This window comes from Bifidobacterium moukalabense DSM 27321, assembly GCF_000522505.1.
GTDB classification, from domain to species: Bacteria; Actinomycetota; Actinomycetes; order Actinomycetales; family Bifidobacteriaceae; genus Bifidobacterium; species Bifidobacterium moukalabense.
This window is the reverse complement of the sequence record NZ_AZMV01000007.1, coordinates 818,367-838,120: the sequence shown is the minus strand read 5'-3', so window position 1 is coordinate 838,120 and position 19,754 is coordinate 818,367. Positions and strand designations below refer to the sequence as shown.

At 59.7% G+C, this 19,754-nt stretch carries 15 protein-coding genes; 6 read left to right on the top strand and 9 right to left on the bottom strand.

The window, feature by feature from the left end; translation table 11 throughout:
• Positions 1-24 precede the first annotated feature (24 nt).
• The 3 genes from purT (at position 25) to BMOU_RS09885 (ending at position 5,990) form a co-directional block, all read left to right on the top strand.
• Entirely contained in the window at positions 25-1,278 is a 1,254-nt protein-coding gene (gene purT / locus BMOU_RS09895; protein ID WP_034877167.1) for a formate-dependent phosphoribosylglycinamide formyltransferase, read from the top strand.
• A gap of 122 nt (positions 1,279-1,400) precedes the next feature.
• Complete coding sequence (gene purC / locus BMOU_RS09890; protein WP_034877166.1) at positions 1,401-2,153, top strand: phosphoribosylaminoimidazolesuccinocarboxamide synthase; 753 nt, start codon at positions 1,401-1,403, stop codon at positions 2,151-2,153.
• A 102-nt stretch (positions 2,154-2,255) separates the two neighbouring features.
• On the top strand, positions 2,256-5,990 hold the full coding sequence (locus tag BMOU_RS09885; RefSeq protein ID WP_034877164.1) for a phosphoribosylformylglycinamidine synthase: 3,735 nt from the start codon (positions 2,256-2,258) through the stop codon (positions 5,988-5,990).
• Between the two features lie 603 nt (positions 5,991-6,593).
• On the opposite strand, the gene BMOU_RS09880 is transcribed toward BMOU_RS09885, so the two are convergent.
• Both BMOU_RS09880 and BMOU_RS09875 read right to left on the bottom strand, forming a co-directional pair.
• A complete protein-coding gene (locus tag BMOU_RS09880) occupies positions 6,594-6,821 on the bottom strand; it encodes a hypothetical protein (protein WP_034877161.1) in 228 nt (75 codons plus the stop codon).
• On the bottom strand, positions 6,818-8,410 hold the full coding sequence (locus tag BMOU_RS09875; protein ID WP_034877158.1) for a Y-family DNA polymerase: 1,593 nt from the start codon (positions 8,408-8,410) through the stop codon (positions 6,818-6,820). The genes BMOU_RS09880 and BMOU_RS09875 overlap by 4 nt, the downstream gene beginning before the upstream one ends.
• Before the next feature lie 185 nt (positions 8,411-8,595).
• On the opposite strand from BMOU_RS09875, the gene purF reads away from it, so the two are divergent.
• The 3 genes from purF to purD all read left to right on the top strand — a co-directional run bounded on the left by purF (position 8,596) and on the right by purD (position 12,603).
• Complete coding sequence (gene purF, locus BMOU_RS09870; RefSeq protein WP_034877155.1) at positions 8,596-10,119, top strand: amidophosphoribosyltransferase; 1,524 nt, start codon at positions 8,596-8,598, stop codon at positions 10,117-10,119.
• A gap of 100 nt (positions 10,120-10,219) precedes the next feature.
• Entirely contained in the window at positions 10,220-11,254 is a 1,035-nt protein-coding gene (gene purM, locus BMOU_RS09865; RefSeq protein ID WP_034877152.1) for a phosphoribosylformylglycinamidine cyclo-ligase, read from the top strand.
• An 86-nt stretch (positions 11,255-11,340) separates the two neighbouring features.
• Entirely contained in the window at positions 11,341-12,603 is a 1,263-nt protein-coding gene (gene purD / locus BMOU_RS09860) for a phosphoribosylamine--glycine ligase (protein WP_034877149.1), read from the top strand.
• A gap of 95 nt (positions 12,604-12,698) precedes the next feature.
• Here the strand turns inward: purD and uriH are convergent, their stop codons facing one another.
• The 7 genes from uriH to deoC form a co-directional block, all read right to left on the bottom strand.
• Positions 12,699-13,643, bottom strand: a complete 945-nt coding sequence (gene uriH, locus BMOU_RS09855) for a uridine-preferring nucleoside hydrolase UriH (protein ID WP_034877147.1) — start codon at positions 13,641-13,643, stop codon at positions 12,699-12,701.
• Between the two features lie 71 nt (positions 13,644-13,714).
• Positions 13,715-15,040, bottom strand: a complete 1,326-nt coding sequence (locus tag BMOU_RS09850) for a NupC/NupG family nucleoside CNT transporter (RefSeq protein WP_034877144.1) — start codon at positions 15,038-15,040, stop codon at positions 13,715-13,717.
• A gap of 60 nt (positions 15,041-15,100) precedes the next feature.
• Entirely contained in the window at positions 15,101-16,399 is a 1,299-nt protein-coding gene (locus BMOU_RS09845) for a pyrimidine-nucleoside phosphorylase (protein WP_034877481.1), read from the bottom strand.
• 239 nt (positions 16,400-16,638) lie between these two features.
• Positions 16,639-17,589, bottom strand: a complete 951-nt coding sequence (locus tag BMOU_RS09840) for a sugar-binding transcriptional regulator (RefSeq protein ID WP_034877141.1) — start codon at positions 17,587-17,589, stop codon at positions 16,639-16,641.
• Between the two features lie 50 nt (positions 17,590-17,639).
• Complete coding sequence (locus tag BMOU_RS11635; RefSeq protein WP_235143770.1) at positions 17,640-18,185, bottom strand: alkaline phosphatase family protein; 546 nt, start codon at positions 18,183-18,185, stop codon at positions 17,640-17,642.
• Positions 18,133-18,852 carry a phosphopentomutase gene (locus BMOU_RS11630; protein ID WP_235143769.1) on the bottom strand — a complete coding sequence of 240 codons (720 nt, stop codon included), beginning with the start codon at positions 18,850-18,852 and terminating at the stop codon, positions 18,133-18,135. Before BMOU_RS11630 ends, BMOU_RS11635 begins: the two co-directional genes overlap by 53 nt.
• A 38-nt stretch (positions 18,853-18,890) precedes the next feature.
• Positions 18,891-19,565, bottom strand: coding sequence for a deoxyribose-phosphate aldolase (gene deoC / locus BMOU_RS09830; protein ID WP_034877138.1), 675 nt, complete (start codon positions 19,563-19,565; stop codon positions 18,891-18,893).
• Positions 19,566-19,754: the final 189 nt, after the last annotated feature.

Sequence of the window (19,754 nt, the reverse complement as noted above, 5' to 3'; positions counted from 1 at the left end):
TACGCCGATGGCACAATAAGAATCATGACTGAAGAGAATCGTGCCTTGGGCACCCCGCTTGGCAAACATCCGACCCGTATTCTGTTTCTCGGCTCCGGCGAGCTGGGCAAGGAGGTCACCCTCGAACTGATGAGGCTCGGCGCATGGGTATGCGCGGCCGATTCGTACGCCGGCGCCCCCGCCCAGCAGGTCGCCCATGAATATCGTGTGCTCGATATGGCGAACGCCGAACGGTTGCGTACGTTGTTCGACGAGATCAAGCCGGACATCATCGTGCCGGAGGTCGAGGCGATTGCCACTGCCGAGCTGGCCGAGGCCGCCGACCGTGGCGTACAGGTGGTGCCGAGCGCAGAGATCGCGGCGATCTGCATGGATCGCGAACGACTGCGCGTACTTGCACATGAGGACCTGAAATTGCCGACCACGCCATACCGTTTCGCCGGTTCGCTCGAAGAACTGCGCGCCGGTGCCGAAACCGTAGGATACCCATGTGTGGTCAAACCGATTATGAGCTCATCCGGTCACGGACAGTCCGTGGTACGTTCCGCCGATGCGATCGACGCGGCCTGGACCGAGGCGCAGGAAGGTCGACGCGCACATGGCGAGGGAGACGTATCCCGGGTGATCGTCGAGGCTCTGGCACCGCTTGACTATGAGCTGACCGTACTGACCGTAAGCTCTTCGGCGGGCATCGTGACCTGCGCTCCGATTGGTCAGCGTCAGGAAAGCGGCGATTACCGTGAATCCTGGCAACCCGCCACCTTTACCGCAAAGGTGCTTGAACAGGCGAAGCATATCGCGCACGCTGCGGTGAAGGGACTTGTGGCAAAGGCGCAGGCCTCCGGAGAGAAGGGTTGGGGCGTGTTCGGCGTGGAACTGTTCGTGCTGACCGACGGTTCCGTGCTGTTCAATGAGGTCTCCCCCCGCCCGCACGATACCGGCATGGTGACCATGGCCTCACAGCGGCTGAGCGAGTTCGCACTGCATGCCCGTGCGATTCTCGGCATGCCGATCACGGAAGGCCATGTGGCGCTTTCCATTCCGGCGGGATCGGTCGCGGCCAGCCGTGCCATCGTGGTGGAGGGCGACGGTGAGGTCGAATTCACGAATGTCGCCGACGCATTGGCTGAGCCGGGGACCGATCTGCGCATCTTCGCCAAGCCCGAGGTGCATGGCCATCGCCGTATGGCGGTCGCGCTGGCTATCGGAACCGACGAATCCGCCGCTCGGGCCAAGGCCGCGCATGTGGCCGAAACGATTGGAGTCGGCATCGTCTGACCACCCCTTCGGGGCGCCCTGTGAAACGCACCGAAAATGCCCCGATTGTAGCCTCCAGTTGGTATCTTGTTAACCGTCAAGTTCACCAAACTATCTACCTACCATTCCAGGAAAGGCGAGTAATGGAGAAGCTGGAAAAGCTCTACGAGGGCAAGGCCAAGCAACTGTACGCAACTGACGATCCGGAAGTGCTTTGGGTCGAATACAAGAACTCCGCTACCGCAGGTGACGGCGAGAAGAAGGAAGACTTCGCCGGCAAGGGCAGGTTGAACAACCTCATCACCACGCTGATCTTCGATCTTCTGAAGAAGCGCAGCATCGAAAGCCACCTTGTGGCCCGCGTCGGTGACACCTCCCAGCTGGTCAGGAAGGTCACCATGTTCCCGCTGGAGATCGTGCTGCGCAACACCGCCGCCGGCCATTTCTGCTCCCGCCTGGGCGTTGAGGAGGGTATGGCCCTCAAGGAGCCGGTGCTCGAATACTTCCTGAAGAACGACGATCTGCATGATCCGTTCGTGAATGACGACGATCTGGTGGCCTTGGGCACTTGCACCCGTGAGGATCTCGCCGAAATCGCACCGCTCGCCCGCCGCATCAACGAGGCCCTGATCGAGATCTTCGCCAAGATCGACGTCAAGCTCGTGGATTTCAAGATCGAGATGGGACGCACCAGCGACGGCACGCTGCTGCTGGCCGATGAGATCACCCCGGATTCCTGCCGCCTGTGGGACCAGCGCGACCATTCCGGCAAGGTCGAACATCTCGACAAGGATCTGTTCCGCCGCGACCTGGGCGACATCATTCCGGCATATGAGGAGATCGAAAGCCGATTGGCCGAACTCGCCAAGTCCGAAGGCATCGAAGTAGCCGAATAATACGTGTGCAGCCCGCATCCGGAGCGCAAGCCGGATGCGGGCTCAATTTGTTTTCATCATTCTTTGAAATCCCGAAACTCTTGTGAGAAGGAGATGACACACATGGTTTTCCGCGTGTATGTGGAGAAGAAGCATGGCTTTGACGTCGAGGCGCGGCAGCTTGCCAACGAGCTCAGAACCATTCTCGGCATCAAGGCACTGAAGAACGTGCGTCTCGTCAACCGTTACGACGTGGAAGGCATCAGCGAAGAGCTGTTCGCCCAAGCCACGCCGACCGTGTTCAGCGAGCCGCAGGTGGATGATGTCTGCACCGAGCTACCGGATTTTGGCGCCGATACCGTGTTCGCCGTGGAATATCTGCCGGGTCAGTTCGACCAACGTGCCGATTCCGCCAGTGAATGCATCCAGCTGATTTCGCAGGGTGAGCGCCCTACCGTGCGCTCCGCCAAGGTGTATGCGTTGGAGGGCGAACTGTCCGCCGATGACGTTGATGCCATCAAGCATTATGTGATCAACCCGGTCGAGGCCCGTGAAGCCTCCCTCAAGCCGAAGACCACGCTCAAGACCCAGGTGCCGGTCCCGGGCAAGGTGGAGGTCATCGAAGGCTTCCGCACCATGAGCGACGCCGATCTCGAGCAGTTCATCGCCGACCGTGGTCTCGCCATGGATCTGGCCGACCTGCAGTTCTGCCGTACGCACTTCATCGAGGAGCAGCGTGATCCGACCATCACCGAGATCAAGGTGATCGACACCTACTGGTCGGATCATTGCCGACATACCACATTCGGCACGCAGCTCGATGAGGTCACGATCGACGATGCCGCCGTCAAGGCCGCGTTCGACAAGTACCTTGAGATGCGCCACGAACTGGGCCGTGATGCCAAGCCGGTATGCCTGATGGATATGGGCACGATCGGCGCGAAGTGGCTCAAGAAGAACGGCATTCTGAAGAACCTTGACGAGTCCGAGGAGATCAACGCCTGCACCGTCAAGGTGAAGGTGGATGTGAACGGCCAGGATGAGGATTGGCTGTTCCTGTTCAAGAACGAAACCCACAACCACCCGACCGAAATCGAGCCGTTCGGTGGCGCGGCCACCTGCATCGGCGGCTGCATCCGCGATCCGCTGTCCGGCCGTTCCTACGTGTATCAGGCCATGCGCGTGACCGGCGCCGCCGATCCGACCGTTCCGGTTTCCGAGACGCTCGAAGGCAAGCTCCCCCAGCGCAAGCTCGTCACTACCGCCGCAGCCGGCTACTCCTCCTACGGCAATCAGATCGGTCTGGCCACCGGCCAGGTCGACGAGATCTACCACCCGGGCTATGTGGCCAAGCGCATGGAGGTCGGTGCGGTCGTGGCTGCGACCCCGGCCGATCATGTGCGCCGTGAGACCCCGGCCCCCGGCGACAAGATCATCCTGCTCGGCGGGCGTACCGGACGTGACGGCATCGGTGGCGCGACCGGCGCTTCCAAGGCCCACAACGTCGAATCGCTGGAACTCGACGGTGCCGAGGTGCAGAAGGGCAACGCGCCGGTCGAACGCAAGTTGCAGCGTCTGTTCCGCCGTGGCGACGCATGCCGTCTAATCAAGCGCTGCAACGATTTCGGTGCGGGCGGCGTATCCGTGGCGGTCGGTGAGCTGGCTGACGGCCTGTATGTGGATCTCAACAAGGTGTCCAAGAAATACGAGGGTCTGGACGGCACCGAGCTTGCGATTTCCGAATCGCAGGAACGTATGGCCGTGGATGTGTCTGCGGAGGATGTGGACGAATTCCTCGGTTATGCCAGGGAAGAGAACCTCGAGGCCGAGGTCATCGCGACGGTGACCGAGGAACCGCGTATGACGATGACGTGGAACGGAGACACGATCGTGGACCTGTCCCGCGAATTCCTCGCCTCCAATGGCGCTCCGAAGCATCAGGTGGTGCATGTCGAGGCGCAGCATGATTACGCCACGCCGTGGGCTTCCGGCTCGCTATCCGAGCGTATGCACACCATGCTTACCGACCTGAACGTGGCCTCCAACAAGGGGTTGAGTGAGCGTTTCGACTCCACTATCGGCGCGGGTACCGTGCTCATGCCGTTCGGTGGCAGAAAGCAGCTGACCCCGAACATGGCCATGGTCGCCAAGCTTCCGGTGTTCGGCGAGACCACCACCGCCTCCGCGATGGCCTGGGGCTTCAACCCGTACATCATGGAGAAGAACCAGTTCACGGGCGCATACCTGTCCGTGGTCGAATCCCTGTCGAAGCTGGTCGCCGCCGGTTTCGAGCACGAGAAAGCGTACCTGAGCTTCCAGGAGTATTTCGAGAAACTGCGCGATGAACCGGAGCGCTGGGGCAAGCCGATGGCCGCCGTACTGGGCGCCCTGATGGCTCAAGTGGACCTTGGAGCCGGTGCGATCGGTGGCAAGGACTCCATGTCCGGCACCTTCGAGCAGCTTGACGTTCCGCCGACCCTGATCTCATTCGCCGTGGCCGTAGGCAACATGAAGCGTGCCACCTCCCCCGAATTCAAGGGCGCCGGCCACCGCGTGGTCCGTATCGCCCCACGCTACCTTGAAGACGGCCTGACGCCGAACAAGGATGCACTGCTGGAGGCGTTCTTGCTCGTTGAATCCCTGACCGATTTCGGTGACGCTCTGGCCGTGTCCACTCCAGGCTACGGCGCTACCGCCGAAGCCCTCTTCAAGATGACCGTCGGCAACCAGATCGGCGTGAAGCTCGTCTCCGATATTTCCGTGGATGACCTGTTCGCTCCGGCGTACGGCTCCTTCATCATGGAGCTGGCCGATGACACGAAGATTCCGGCTGTGTCCAACCTCGTCGAGGTCGGTGAGATCGGTGAGACCATCGAGGACTACTCGTTTGTCGCCGCCGGCGAGATACTGGATCTGGCCGAGCTGCAGGACGCATGGGAAGGCGGCATCGAATCCGTGTTCCCGTATCGTTCCAAGGATGAGGAGAAGGGCAAGACGGCTGAGACCATCTCCTTCGAGGCACCGAAGAAGACCGTGTATGCCGGCACCGGCATCGCCAAGCCGCATGTGGTGATTCCGGTGTTCCCCGGCAACAACTGCGAGTATGATTCCGCAGCCGCCTTCGAGCGTGCAGGCGCCGATGTGAGTACGTTGATCGTGAACAATCTCACCCCAGCCGCCGTGGCCGAATCCACCGCCGCGCTGGTCGAGGAGATCCGGAAGAGCCAGATCATCATGATTCCCGGCGGCTTCTCCGGTGGCGACGAGCCGGACGGTTCCGCCAAGTTCATCACCGCGTTCTTCCGTGCCCCGGCCGTGACCGAAGCCGTGCGCGACCTGTTGAACAATCGTGATGGTCTGATGCTCGGCATCTGCAACGGCTTCCAGGCGCTCATCAAGCTCGGCCTGGTACCGTACGGCGACATCGTGCCGATGACCGCCGAATGCCCGACGCTGACGTTCAACACCATCGGCCGCCATCAGAGCCGTCTGGTGCGCACCCGTGTGGCGTCGAACCTCTCCCCGTGGCTCGCCAAGACCGAGGTGGGCGACATGCACACCATCGCCATCTCCCACGGCGAAGGCCGCTTCGTGGCCTCCGACGACGTGCTCGCTCAGCTCAAGGCCAATGGCCAGATCGCCACGCAGTACGTGGACGAGGCCGGCGTGCCGGGTATGGACCTCGACGTGAACCCGAACGGCTCGCTACTGGCCATCGAAGGCATCACCAGCCCGGACGGTCGCGTGTTCGGCAAGATGGGCCACTCCGAGCGCTACAGCAACGGCACGTTCAAGAACGTGCCGGGCGAGAAGGACCAGCCGTTGTTCGCGGCCGGCGTGGAGTACTTCGCCGACTGATGCGCGATGCCGGTCCAGGACACGTAGAGCAACCTACATAACCCGAGCGGCATCCGAGCGAAAGGCCGAGGGGCTGTGTTTCAAGGTTCATTCTGAGACACAGCCCCTCGGTCTTCGGTTGCGAACAATGTCCCGCTTTTTATCGCGATACCGGGATGGACATGACGTTTTTGTTTACACCAGTCGTTTTAGGATCTAAGCTAACGCCATAGCCAGATGCATTAGAGGCCTGATAATGGCTATCGCAATATACACGAAGACTCTTCCGCCAACTTTGCCATCCTTGCGAGTCGCATAGAACGACAATCCAGAAAAGAGAACCGGCGGAGAAGCACAGAATACAATCAGACCTGTCGAAAGCGTACTGCCGCCACTAATTAATAGACGCCAAAAAGGAAAGCGAAGCGAAGATAATGGCAAATACAGCCAAGACTGATTGCCTCTTCTTTATCTCCGGCACCTGCGACATCTATCCGACACCTGAACGGATGGAGTGAGCATTCCTCCTTTAATATGCAACAGGTGTCTCTGAATCAAAATAAGATTCAAGCATACTCAACCGGCGCCGATACCATTCCAGAGAGCACCAGTCAGGCACAGAACTCAGGCGGAAAAGTATCCGTCCTCAAGGCCCACAGGCGTATTGGCCCGTTCGACGGCCGCGTTGCTGGATTCAGCGGTCTGTCTGATGATGTCCTCATAACCGGTCAGGGCGGCGAACGGCATGAATTGGGCGGCACGATTGTGCGCGCTCATGTGCGCATGCGTGCGCGACCGGTAATGCGGCAGATCGATGATGTCGTCATAGCGATGGGTCTCCTGCAGGCTCATGCGGCATGGCCTCCGATCTGGTTGTTGCGCTGCTGACCGGTAGCGTCGTCAAAGAGGTCCATGCCTTTGATGACCGCGTTTTTACCGAACTTACGCTTGATGTCAAGGATGGTTTGCTGCACGTGATGCTCGGTCATTCCCGGTTCCGGCTGAGCACCGCAAGCCGCAACATCCTGTGATGGCGCAACTCCATCGGCAGTGTCGAACAGATCAGGCTGGGTATAGTCGGAAGCAGCCCTATGTGCGACCAGCTCCTCCTCGGTCATGAGATCCGCCGCGACCACATTCAGCCGCCGCACCAGCAACCGCCTGTCCGCAATCGCGCAAAACAGCTCATCCACGGCGTCACGAATACGGGCCGACGAGGAACTGCACTCTCCCAGACCAATCGATCCGGTTGCGGGTTTGGGCACACGGCGGCCATACCGGTCAATCGCGACCGGTCCGTCATACCCAGCGGCCGCACGACCGGCAATCATCCTCAACTCCGGCGTACCGCATTCCCCCAATCGTTTCGGGTCCAGACTGGCGGTATCATATCCGACCATCAGTCCCATACGGCCGGCCTTCACGCCCTTGGCCACCAGATCCAACGACAGTGTGTCCGCCATCTCCTTGGCGATCAGTCGTGCGGTCTCAAAACCAACGGCACCCGTGAGCACTTGCCCGGAACTCATGCTGTGGCCGGCCGGCTTGTATGCCCTGATATCCGCAATGGTGCAGGGTTCCCAACCCCAGGCATGATCGATGAGCAGCTCCGCGTTCACGCCGAACATCCTGTACAGCAGATCCTCGTTGTAGTATTCGGAGGCCTTGCCCAGCGAGCATCGTGCGATATCACCCATGGTCATCAGTCCCTGGGCTTCAAGTTTTTTCGCATATCCACGGCCCACGCGCCAGAAATCCGTCAACGGCCGGTGGTTCCACAGCAGACGCCGGTACGACATCTCATCCAGTTGCGCGATGCGCACGCCGTCCGCATCCGCCGGAATATGCTTCGCCACAATGTCCATGGCCACTTTTGCAAGATACATGTTCGTGCCGATGCCAGCCGTCGCGGTGATTTTGGTTTCGTCGAAGATCCGTTGGATGATCTCCTTCGCCAGATTGTGCACGCCCTTGCCGTAGGCGCGCAGGTACCCGGTGACATCCATGAACACCTCGTCGATGGAATAGACATGAATGTCTTGCGCAGACACAAACTGCAGATAGATGCCGTAGATTTTCGCACTGACGGCGAGATAGTGCGACATGCGGGGTTTGGCGATATACACGCCTGCGGCAAGATTCGGATCGGCCTCCAGCTCATCCACCTGGTACGATTCGCCGACGAGCACGCCTCCCGGCGCCGCCCTGCGCCGAACCGCATTGACCTCCTTGAGCTTCGCCTTGACTTCGAACAGCCGCGCACGACCAGGAAGCCCATATTCCTTCAGCGATGGGGACACCGCCAGGCAAATGGTCTTGTCGGTCCTCGACTGGTCCGCCACCACCAGATGCGTACGCAGCGCATCGAAACCAAGTTCCGCGCATTCGGACGAGGCGTAGAAGGACTTCAGATCGATGGCGATATACGTACGTTCGGCCATGACTCCTTCTTCCACCCCTCCGACAATGGACGATTCACCCTTTCATCATAGCAAAAGCTTCGAACATCTGTTCGACATACCGCGCGTTCCGGCATTCCATGCGAACCCGCCGGTTGTAGCCGGCGGTTGGTAGGGTTGAACGGTAGCGAACCCCTTGTCTCCATGGTTTTGGAAGGAGCTTTGGCTTGTCAGCTGAACTCGAAGACATCCACGAGGAATGCGGTATTTTCGGCGTTTGGGGCCACCCTGACGCCGCCCGACTCACCTACTTCGGTCTGCATGCGCTGCAGCATCGCGGTCAGGAAGGCGCCGGCATTGTCTCGAACGATAATGGTCATCTCATCGGTCATCGCGGAACGGGTCTGCTGACCCAGGTGTTCAGCGACGAACGCGAAATCGAACGTCTGAAGGGAGACAGGGCGATCGGCCATGTGCGCTACGCCACTGCCGGTTCGGGCGGTACCGACAACATCCAACCGTTCATCTTCCGCTTCCATGACGGCGATATGGCCCTGTGCCACAACGGCAATCTGACGAACTGCCCGTCCCTGCGCCGCAAGCTGGAAGACGAAGGCGCGATCTTCCACTCCAACTCCGACACCGAAGTGCTGATGCACCTGCTGCGTCGCTCCACGCAACGCACGTTCATGGACAAGCTCAAGGAAGCGCTCAACACCGTACACGGCGGCTTCGCCTATCTGATCATGACCGAAGACGCCATGATCGGCGCGCTCGACCCGAACGGCTTTCGCCCGCTGTCCCTCGGCAAGATGAAGAACGGCGCCTATGTGCTCGCCTCCGAGACCTGCGCGCTCGACATCGTCGGCGCCGAACTGGTACGCAACATCCGCCCGGGCGAAATCGTGGTCGTCAACGACCATGGCTACAGGATCGTGCAGTACACCAACCAGACGCAACTGGCCATCTGCTCGATGGAATTCATCTACTTCGCCCGCCCCGATTCCGACATCTACGGCGTGAACGTGCACTCCGCCCGCAAGCGCATGGGCGCACGACTGGCACAGGAATCCCCGGTGGACGCCGACATGGTCATCGGCGTGCCGAACTCCTCGCTATCCGCGGCTTCGGGCTATGCGGAAGCCGCCGGATTGCCCAACGAAATGGGCCTGATCAAGAACCAGTATGTGGCTCGCACATTCATCCAGCCGACGCAGGAGCTACGTGAACAGGGTGTGCGCATGAAGCTTTCCGCCGTGCGCGGCGTAGTCAAGGGCAAGCGCGTGATCGTCATTGACGATTCCATCGTGCGCGGCACCACCTCCAAGCGTATCGTGCAGTTGCTCAAGGAGGCCGGTGCGGCCGAAGTGCACATGCGCATCAGCTCGCCGCCACTGAAATACCCCTGCTTCTACGGCATCGACATCTCCACTACCAAGGAGCTTATCGCCGCAAAGAAATCGGTTGAGGAGATCCGTGACTTCATCGGCGCCGATTCCCTGGCATTCTTATCGCTCGATGGCCTGGTCGAATCCATCGGCCTGGGTGCCGACGCGCCCTACGGAGGCCTGTGCGTGGCCTACTTCAACGGCGACTACCCCACCGCCCTCGACGATTATGAGGCCGATTTCCTTAAATCCCTCACCCCCGAAGACCGTGTGCGCCTGCCCGAATTCGCCCTGTACAAGAGCAAGTATGAGGGCAACGAGTATAAGGTGCAGCCTGCAGGAGCGGCACAGGCACGGGAATAGCCGTTGCGGGTTCCGTGTGGCGGTCAGGCCGTCCGGAACCCGACTCCATTGCACGTCCACAACCACAAAGAAGAACACTGAAACCCTAGAAAGGTTTGATATGCCAAAAGCATATGAAGAGGCCGGCGTAAGCGTCGAAGCCGGTTACGAAGTCGTCAAGCGCATCAAGTCCCATGTGGCACGCACCAACCGTCCGGGCGTGGTCGGCGGCATCGGAGGCTTTGGCGGCTTGTTCGATCTGGCTTCCCTCGGTTACCAGGAGCCCGTACTGATCTCGGGCACCGACGGCGTCGGCACCAAGCTGGTCGTGGCCAAGATGGCAAACAAGCACGACACCATCGGCATCGACTGTGTGGCCATGTGCGTCAACGACATCGCCGCCCAAGGCGCCGAACCGCTCTTTTTCCTGGACTATATCGCCTGCGGCAAGAACGATCCCGCCCTGCTCGAACAGGTCGTTTCCGGCGTGGCCGACGGTTGCGTACAGGCGGGATCCGGCCTGATCGGCGGCGAAACCGCCGAAATGCCGGGCATGTACGATGAAGACGAGTATGATCTGGCTGGTTTTGCAGTCGGCGTGGCCGAAAAATCAGCGATCGTCGACGGTTCCACCATCTGCGAAAGCGACGTGCTCATCGGTCTGCCGTCCACCGGCGTTCATTCCAATGGATTCTCCCTGGTGCGCAAGGCCCTGTTCGAGCAGGCCGGCTACACCGTGGACACCGTACTGGACGAACTGGGTGGGGAAAAACTCGGCGACGTGCTGCTCACCCCGACCAAAATCTACGTCAAGGCCCTTTCCCCACTGTTCAAGGCAGGCGTGGTCAAGGGCGTTGCCCACATCACCGGCGGAGGCTTCATCGAGAATGTCCCGCGTATGATTCCGGACGGTCTTGCCGCCCGCATCGACCTTAGTTCCTGGCCTGTCCTGCCGATTTTCGATGTGCTTGAGAAGGCCGGAGAAATCGATCATATGGAGATGTTCAACATCTTCAACATGGGCATCGGCATGGTACTGGCAGTCAGTGCCGAGGATGCCGACAAAACCATGGAACTGCTCAAGAGCAACGGTGAGACCGGCTACGTGCTGGGCAGCATCGTGAAGAAGACCAACGACGACGTCGAACTTCGGTAATAGCAATTAAGGGGTGGCCCGATTATGGGCCACCCCGGTCACTTCACGGCAGCCCTCGCCGGCGGGGGCCAGTAATAGGAGGAAAAATGAAGGTTCTGGTTATCGGTTCCGGCGCGCGCGAGCACGCCATCGCACACGCATTGATGCGTGGCGGCAGCGTCAGCGAGGTCACCGTGGCTCCGGGCAATCCGGGCATGGAGCTGGACGGCATCCGCATCACGCAACTCAATCCATCCAACCATGCCGCGCTGGTCGAATTCGTGAAGAACAACGACTACGACTGGGTGTTCGTGGGCCCGGAGGTACCGCTGATCGAAGGTATCGTCGACGATTTCGCCGCGGCCGGCATCAAGGCGTTCGGTCCGAACAAGGCCGCCGCCCAGATCGAAGGTTCCAAGGACTTCGCCAAGCAGCTTATGGAACGTCATGACATTCCGACCGCGAAGTATCGGACCTTCGATGAGCTGGACCGTTCCGTCGCCTACGTGCGGGAGCATGGCGCCCCGATTGTGATCAAGGCCGATGGTCTGGCCGCAGGCAAGGGTGTGACCGTCGCGATGGACGAGGATGCCGCCATCGCCGCCTTGGAAGATATTTTCGTCGATCATCGTTTCGGCAACGCCGGCGCCAAAGTGGTCATCGAGGACTTCCTCGAAGGTCAGGAATTCTCGTTGATGAGCTTCGTAAACGGCACCGACTTCTGGCCGATGCCGATTTCGCAGGATCACAAGCGTGCCTATGATGGAGACAAGGGCCCGAACACCGGCGGCATGGGCGCCTACAGCCCGGTTCCTCAGATCAGCCAGAGCGTGGTCGATACCGCCATTGAGACCATCGTCAGGCCGACCGTCGAGGCCATGGCCGACGAGGGCACGCCGTTCACCGGCATTCTGTATGCGGGTCTAATCGCCACCGCCGAAGGCCCGAAGGTCATCGAGTTCAACGCCCGCTTCGGCGATCCGGAAACCGAAGTGGTGCTGCCGAAGCTCACCTCCGACCTCGGTGCCGGCATCAACGCCATCCTCAATGGCGAGACCCCGGAATTCACCTGGGACGATGAGAACGCCACCCTCGGTGTGGTACTCGCAGCCGAAGGATATCCGGTCAACGTGGTCAAGGGTGCCGCAATCCCCGAAATTCCGGTCGATGCCAATTCCCACGTCTACTATGCCGGCGTGTCCAACGGCGCACACGGCCTGGTGGCCAGTTCCGGCCGTGTGCTGCTCGTGGAGGCCTCCGCCTCCGATATCAAGACCGCACAAGACAAAGTCTATGAGATCATCGACCAGCTCGACACCACAGGCATGTTCTATCGCCACGATATCGGGGCCAAGGCCCTGAACGCGTAGCAGCGTATGAACATACGAAGCGAACCCTCGGATCGAATGGACTCCTGACTTTTCCGGCCATTCGATCCGCGGGTTCGCTTATTCCACGACCGCAATCAGCCGATGGTGCGGATGGCGTCTTCGACCAACGCCCAGAACCTGCCGAAGTCCAGCTTGGTGGCCACCTGGGTGCGGCACTCCTCCTCGCTCGGTTCCAGGCCGTTCAGGTCGGCGACGGTCATGCCGACGGTCAGCTCGCCGCGCAGCTCAACGTCTATCGGGCAACGGCGGGTGGTGATGATGCCCGGATCGATCAGGTATGCAATCGTGCAGGGATCGTGCACCGGCGGATCGACAAAACTTTGGTCATTCCGGTACGCCTTGCGGAAGAAATCCATCAATCCGGAGACGAACCATGCGAGATCGGTGCCGATACCCTCGATGCGCCGTTGCACTTCAGGCGTGCACAATGCCTGATGGGTCAGATCAAGGCCAATCATGGTCAGGCGATGCCATGGCGCGTTGAACACGATATGTGCGGCTTCCGGATCGGTGAAGATATTGAATTCCGCCACGGGACCGCAGTTGCCCACATGATAGCCGCCGCCCATCAGCACGACTTCCTTGACGCGTTCCACGATACGCGGCTCCAGACGTACGGCCATGGCTATGTTGGTCAGGGGACCCGTCGGCACCAGCGTGATGCTTCCGGACTCGCTGTTCATGATGGTATCGATGATCCAGTTGACGGCATGTCCCTCGTCAAGCGGTCGGCTTGGCACAGGCAGTTCGACACCGTCCAGACCGGTCTCGCCGTGAATGTCGGCCGCATCCTTGAGCGGACGGATCAATGGCCGTCCGCAGCCGGCACGTACCGGAACTTCGGCGGCATGTGCCTTTCCCAGTACGGCACGCGCATTGTAGGTGACCTTGTCGAGGCTCTGGTTGCCACCGACGGTGGTGACACCGACCAGTTCGATATCGGGATTGCCCACTGCGAGCAGCAACGCGACCGCATCGTCATGGCCGGGATCGCAATCCAGAATGATTTTGGTGACCATATTATTCTCCTTTGATGACTGTTTGATACTGATAATGACACGGCTATCCGTCGTCCATACCGGACCGGCCGTCACCAGCAGAACAGGCCGACCATTGCGGCGGACAGCAGGGAGACGAGGATGCCAGCGACCAGCATGCGCCCGACCTGCTTGGAGATGGCATCGTTCTTCTCCTTGGCCACCATGCCCTTGAAGCAACCGATGACCATGCCCAGCGTGGAAAAGTTCGCGAAAGAGGTGATGAACACGGTCAGCACGGCCTTGTAATGGGTCGCATAGGTGGCGATGTCACCGGTGATCTGCCCCATGACCACGAATTCGTTGGTCACGAGTTTCAGCCCCATAAGCTGTGACATATCCCACGCGGTTCCCGGATCAAGGCCGAGCAGCAGCGACGGAACATACATGATCACACCGAGGATGGATTCCAACGACAGCTGGTTCCAGAACAGGGCGAGCACCTTGTCGATCAGTCCCGCAAGCGCCACGAATGCGATGACGTTGGCGGTGATGATCAGAATCAGCCTGCCACCGGAGAGAATGGAGTCACCTAGGAACGAGAAGAAGGGCTCTTTGGCCGGCTGAGCGGGATCGCGCCTGTACACCTTCCTATACCACGGCAATGCGTTGTAGTCGGCAATCGCCTTCTCGCGCTTGGCACGTTCCTCTTCCGGCAGACCTTCGAGCACGTCGACGTCCATGGCCGTGGAATAGATGACGTCCTCCTCCGCGGTGACGCTGACCGGGTACAGCATGTGGCTGACGATCAGTGCGTTGATGCAGTTCAGCGGAATGGCGGTGATGACGAATTCGCCAGGGACCATCTGAATATAGGATCCGACGATGGCCGCGGTGATGCAGCTCATCGACATCATGGCGAGGGTCACGTTGCGGCCGGCCTTCATGCGCCGCAGCTGCACCTTGGAGACGGCGAGGGCCTCGGTGTTGCCGAGGAACATCATTTCGACGGCGAAGAAGGTCTCGAATTTCGGGCGTCGTGTGATGAAGCTCAGGCCACGACCGATCCACTTGATGACCCATGGCAGGAAGCCGATGTAGGTCAGAATATCGAACAGGGGAACGATAAGCAGGATCGGCAGCAGTGCGCTGGCGATGAAGTTCACCGGGGTCGGATTGGTGCCGTCGGCGCCGACCCAGTTTGCCAAGGCGAAGTTGATGCCCTGATATGAGATGTTCACGATCCAGGCGAAACCGTCGGCCGCGGCCTTCACGACGACACGGCCGCCTTCGAAGCTCGTCAGCAGCCACGCGATGATAAGGTTCAGCGCCACCATGCAGCCGACCGACTTCCACTGGATGCCTTTTCGGTCGTTCGAGAAGACCCAGCCCAGGGCCAGAAACACCACGAGCCCCAGGATATTGATTGCGAGATACATGATCTCTCCTTTTCTTGTTACTGTTCTCCGGACACTCCGCAGGAGTCCACAAAGGCCTTGCTATGCAATTACGCGGTGGATCAGGGTAAGCGGTTCGGCATGGTCGCCGATGACGATCGCCTCACGCAGCAGTCGCTCCACGTCCGATACGTCATCACGATTGGCGTGAATGGTCAGGATCCGATCGCCCTGCGTGACCGGATCGCCGATCTTCCTGTCGAGCGTCAGTCCGACCGCGTAGTCCAGTCGATCGTCCTTGGTGGAGCGTCCGCCACCCAAAAGCATGGATGCGATTCCCAGATCATCGGCCTTCATTGAGGCGATGACGCCGCTCCTATCGGCAACGAACTCGATATGACGGGAGGCCTGCGGCATGATGGTCGGGTCGTCGATCACGCGGCCGTCACCGCCTTGGGCTTCGATCATCATGCGGAAGCGTTCCAAGGCCGACCCGTCCGAGATCTTGGCTTCAAGCATGCCCCTGGCCTCATCAAGACTTGTCGCCTTACCTGCCATAACCACCATCTGGGAGCCGATGGTAAGCGTGAGATCAAGCAGATCGTCGGGCCCTTCGCCTCGAAGAAGTCTGATGGATTCCTCGATTTCCAAGGCATTGCCGATGGCCTTGCCCAGCGGCTGATTCATATCGGAGATGACCGCCATGGCGTTCATGCCCACGCCTTTGCCGATGGCGACCAATGCCTCCGCAAGCGCGATCGCATCCTCCTCACGCTTCATGAACGCACCCGAGCCGGTCTTGACATCCATGACCAGCGCGTCCGTGCCGGAAGCGATCTTCTTGCTCATGATCGAGCCGGCGATCAGAGGAATGGAATCGACGGTATCGGTCACATCGCGCAACGCATAGATCTTCTTGTCGGCAGGCGCGATGTTGCCGGTGGTTCCGGCGATGATGCAGCCGACATTGCGAAGTTGCTCCTTGAATGCGTCCTCTTCGATTTCCACGGTATAACCCGGAATCGCCTCGAGTTTGTCGAGCGTGCCACCGGTATAGCCCAATCCTCTGCCGGAGATCATCGGCACGACTATGCCGAGGGATGCCACCAATGGTGCGAGCGGAATGCTCACCTTGTCGCCGACGCCGCCCGTGGAATGCTTATCGACCTTGATGCCAGGTATATCGCCCAGGTCCAGCCGATCGCCGGATTCCAGCATCGCCATGGTCAGCTCACGGGTCTCTTCGGAATTCATGCCGTTGAACCAGATGGCCATGAGCAGCGCGCTGGCCTGATAGTCGGGGATGTCACCGGCGGTATAGCCGTCCACAAAGAACCTGATCTGCTCCTCGGAAAGTGCGTCGCCGCCGCGCTTGGCGTCGATGATGTCTAGCATGCGCATATCCATAGACTCCTTCGTCTGTGTGTGATTATGTATATCAACTCTGATAAAGCGCTTTATCTATTATCAGTAGAATAAAGCAAAATCGGAAATTTTACAAATGTGCGTGTCGTAAACTACTACAAATGTTCATAAGAGTAGGAAATCACGCATAAAAAAATACACCAACCGTCATCAGTTGGAATATTTTCGGTCAGATCGTCTTCGATCGGGCCATCGGAATATATGCCGAAGGCGGATCAGCCCTCGAAATCAAGCAGCTGCCGGGCACTGTCGGCATCCGCTATCAGCGTGTTCGCATACCCGGCCACGATCGCGGCATGCGCGGCGCACACCTTGGCCCCGGACGCGACGGTCAGCACGGAATGTTCGACCTTCTTCAGATCATCCAACTGGATGCCGATGGTACGTCGGTCGATATCCTCATCCGCGATTCGGCCCTCCGCATCGATGAAGCGGGAGACCACGTCCCCCACCGCGATGCGTTTGAGCCGTTCCTGCTCCTGCGCGGTAAGGTACCCCAGATTGAACAGCATCGCCGTGTCGCGCACGGTTCCGACGGTGAACACCACGATATCGGCCCGCCTGCCCATATCCGCTATACGCCGGATATAGGTTTCACGCTCCACCAGTTCCTTGGTCTGCGCATTCTCGAAGATCACCGGCAATGGCAGGTACTGCGGCACCGTACGAAAGGCGTTCGCAAAGGCATTCGCGCTTTCAAACGCATAATTGTTGCTTTCCGTATTCGACGCACTGCCCTTGACCTGCACCACGGTGACGCCGCGAACATCCTTCGGGGCCAGGTGCTCGCCAATGGCATATACGGTCCGCCCCCAGCCGATGCCGATGACGTCATCATCGCGCACGATGCCCTCGATGTACCGGGCCGCCTCCTGCCCGACCGCATCAAGCCGGTTGGACGGCGCCACGACATCCGTGGGCACCGCGATCACACGTTTGAGATCGTATCGACGTTCCAGATCGCGGGCGAGCTGGTTCATGTCATCGGCCGGATCGCCGATTTCGATGCGGACCAACCCGCTGTCGAGTGCGAAGCTCAACAGTCGGGAAACCGTCGGACGGGAGATGGACATGCTCTCGGCGATGTCGTTCTGGCTGAGCCCTTCCCGGTAGTACAGTTTCGCCACCTTCAGGGCCTCCGCCACACGTTCTTCCTTCGAGACCATGTCGCATTCCTTCCGCATCGATTCCGATCAATACCCACTGAACAGCCAACCTAGCTGATGGCCTCGAGGAAACTCGTGCCATTGCCGTTGCCGGAAACACCGAAGTTGTCCAGTATGGTGGCGCCCATATCGCTCGCCATGGCCCGTACGCCCAGCGACGTGCCGGGATGCGACATCGACGGCGAGTAGGCGAGGATCGGCACGAATTCGCGGGTATGATCGGTGCCCTTGTACGTCGGATCGTTGCCATGGTCCGCCGTGATAAGCAGCAGATCGTCATCATGCATGGTCTCCATGACCAGACCCAGGCGCTCGTCGAAGGCCATCAGCGCCTCCCCGTCCCCTTGGGCGTCACGACGATGGCCGTACATGGCGTCAAAATCCACGAGGTTCACGAAGCACAGGCCCGTGAAATCCTCTCGCATGGCTTCGTCCACATGGTCCATGCCGTCCATGTTGCTCATGTTGCGCCAGCCTTTGTCGATGCCATGGCCGGAGAAGATGTCGTTGATCTTGCCTACCGCCAGCACGTCCACGCCATCGTCATGCAGAAGATCGAGTGCGGTTTTTTTCGATCGGCTCCAGCCCATAGTCATGACGATTCGAAGTCCGGACGAAGTGATCCCTGTCCGGACCGACATACGGACGTGCGATGACACGACCCATCACCACTTCGGGACCGTTGATCAGCGTGCGCGCATATGCACAGATGCGATACAGCTCGTCGACCGGAATCACATCCTCGTGTGCGGCGATCTGCAGCACGGAATCTCCGGACGTATACAGGATGAGGTCCCCGGTCCTCATCTGATGCTCGCCGTAGTCGCGGATCACCTCCGTCCCCGAATACGGCCTGTTGACGATGACCCTGCGGCCCGAAAACGCCTCCAGCCCGTCGACGATCCATTGCGGGAAGCCGTCGGGGAAGGTGGCCATCTCGAAACGCACCGGCAGGCACATCATCTCCCAATGGCCATCCAACGAATCATTGCCATGCGAGGTGATGGTCATCTTACCGAAACAGCCGACCGGGGATTGGGTCGCCGGCACACCCGCAATCGGATTGTCGGGACGAATGTTGCCCAGCCCCAGACGTGCCATGTTCGGCACATGAAGTCCGCCATCGAGGAACTCACCGATATGGCCGAGGGTATCGGCTCCCAGATCATCGAAACGGGCCGCGTCCGGAGCCTGTCCGATGCCGATGGAATCCAGCGCGATGGCCAGTATGCGTTTGTATCTCGTGAAGACGTGTTCCGTCATAACGTTCCTTTCGTCATTGAAAGTCGAATATTTTCCGATTATCGAATTCCGACCTCTTCCAGAATGGCCACGGATGCGGAGACGCCGAGGCGATCGGCCCCCGCTTCGATCATGGCGTAGGCATCGGCGAGATCATGGATGCCGCCGGCCGCCTTCACACCGAAATCGGCGCCCACCGTTTTGCGCATCAGCCTGACATCGGAGGCCGTGGCCCCTGCCGAAGCGAAGCCGGTGGAAGTCTTCACGAAATCGGCCCCTCCCTCAACGGTGAGCCTGCTGGCCCGGACCTTCTCCTCGTCGGTCAGCAGAGCCGTCTCGACGATGACCTTGAGCAGCCCGCCGTTTTCGTGAACGGCATCCGCAACGGCCTTGATGTCCGCACGGACCGCATCGTCATCGCCCGCCTTAAGCTCGCCGATGTTGATGACCATGTCGACCTCATCCGCACCTTGTGCAATGGCGTCACGGGCTTCGAACACCTTGGCGGCGGTCGTGGCGGCCCCCAGAGGGAAACCGATCACCGTGCAGGTGGCGATGTCGGTGCCCTGCAACGCGGCATGCACCCGCGCCACCCAATAAGGGTTGATGCACACCGAGGCCGTGCCATATCCAATGGCTTCGACCACCACCGCATCGATCTGCGCAGCGGTGGCATCCGCCTTGAGCAGGGTATGGTCCATGTATTTGGCGAGCTGCGACTGGGTGAGCTTCATGATTTCGACGACCTTTCATGCAACGTGAACTATTTGGAGGACCAACCCTCCTTGGTTGGTAATACGTTTCACCGTAGCACTGTATTTTACATTTGTCCACTTTTTTAGATGAACAAATGTAAAGTTTCTGCACGTCGCCAAGACAACAAGAGGATGGCCGCATATCATCGGCCATCCTCGATCATGTCA

What these genes read in the sequence shown, in the direction of transcription:
- BMOU_RS09880 (WP_034877161.1), bottom strand. Translation starts at nt 6,821, where the DNA reads ATGAGCCTGCAGGAGACCCATCGCTATGACGACATCATCGATCTGCCG.
- BMOU_RS11630 (WP_235143769.1), bottom strand. Translation starts at nt 18,852, where the DNA reads ATGACGGAACACGTCTTCACGAGATACAAACGCATACTGGCCATCGCG.
- BMOU_RS09875 (WP_034877158.1), bottom strand. Translation starts at nt 8,410, where the DNA reads ATGGCCGAACGTACGTATATCGCCATCGATCTGAAGTCCTTCTACGCC.
- BMOU_RS11635 (WP_235143770.1), bottom strand. Translation starts at nt 18,185, where the DNA reads ATGACTATGGGCTGGAGCCGATCGAAAAAAACCGCACTCGATCTTCTG.
- purM (WP_034877152.1), top strand. Translation starts at nt 10,220, where the DNA reads ATGCCAAAAGCATATGAAGAGGCCGGCGTAAGCGTCGAAGCCGGTTAC.
- uriH (WP_034877147.1), bottom strand. Translation starts at nt 13,643, where the DNA reads ATGGTCACCAAAATCATTCTGGATTGCGATCCCGGCCATGACGATGCG.
- deoC (WP_034877138.1), bottom strand. Translation starts at nt 19,565, where the DNA reads ATGAAGCTCACCCAGTCGCAGCTCGCCAAATACATGGACCATACCCTG.
- BMOU_RS09850 (WP_034877144.1), bottom strand. Translation starts at nt 15,040, where the DNA reads ATGTATCTCGCAATCAATATCCTGGGGCTCGTGGTGTTTCTGGCCCTG.
- purD (WP_034877149.1), top strand. Translation starts at nt 11,341, where the DNA reads ATGAAGGTTCTGGTTATCGGTTCCGGCGCGCGCGAGCACGCCATCGCA.
- BMOU_RS09845 (WP_034877481.1), bottom strand. Translation starts at nt 16,399, where the DNA reads ATGCGCATGCTAGACATCATCGACGCCAAGCGCGGCGGCGACGCACTT.
- BMOU_RS09840 (WP_034877141.1), bottom strand. Translation starts at nt 17,589, where the DNA reads ATGGTCTCGAAGGAAGAACGTGTGGCGGAGGCCCTGAAGGTGGCGAAA.
- purC (WP_034877166.1), top strand. Translation starts at nt 1,401, where the DNA reads ATGGAGAAGCTGGAAAAGCTCTACGAGGGCAAGGCCAAGCAACTGTAC.
- purT (WP_034877167.1), top strand. Translation starts at nt 25, where the DNA reads ATGACTGAAGAGAATCGTGCCTTGGGCACCCCGCTTGGCAAACATCCG.
- BMOU_RS09885 (WP_034877164.1), top strand. Translation starts at nt 2,256, where the DNA reads ATGGTTTTCCGCGTGTATGTGGAGAAGAAGCATGGCTTTGACGTCGAG.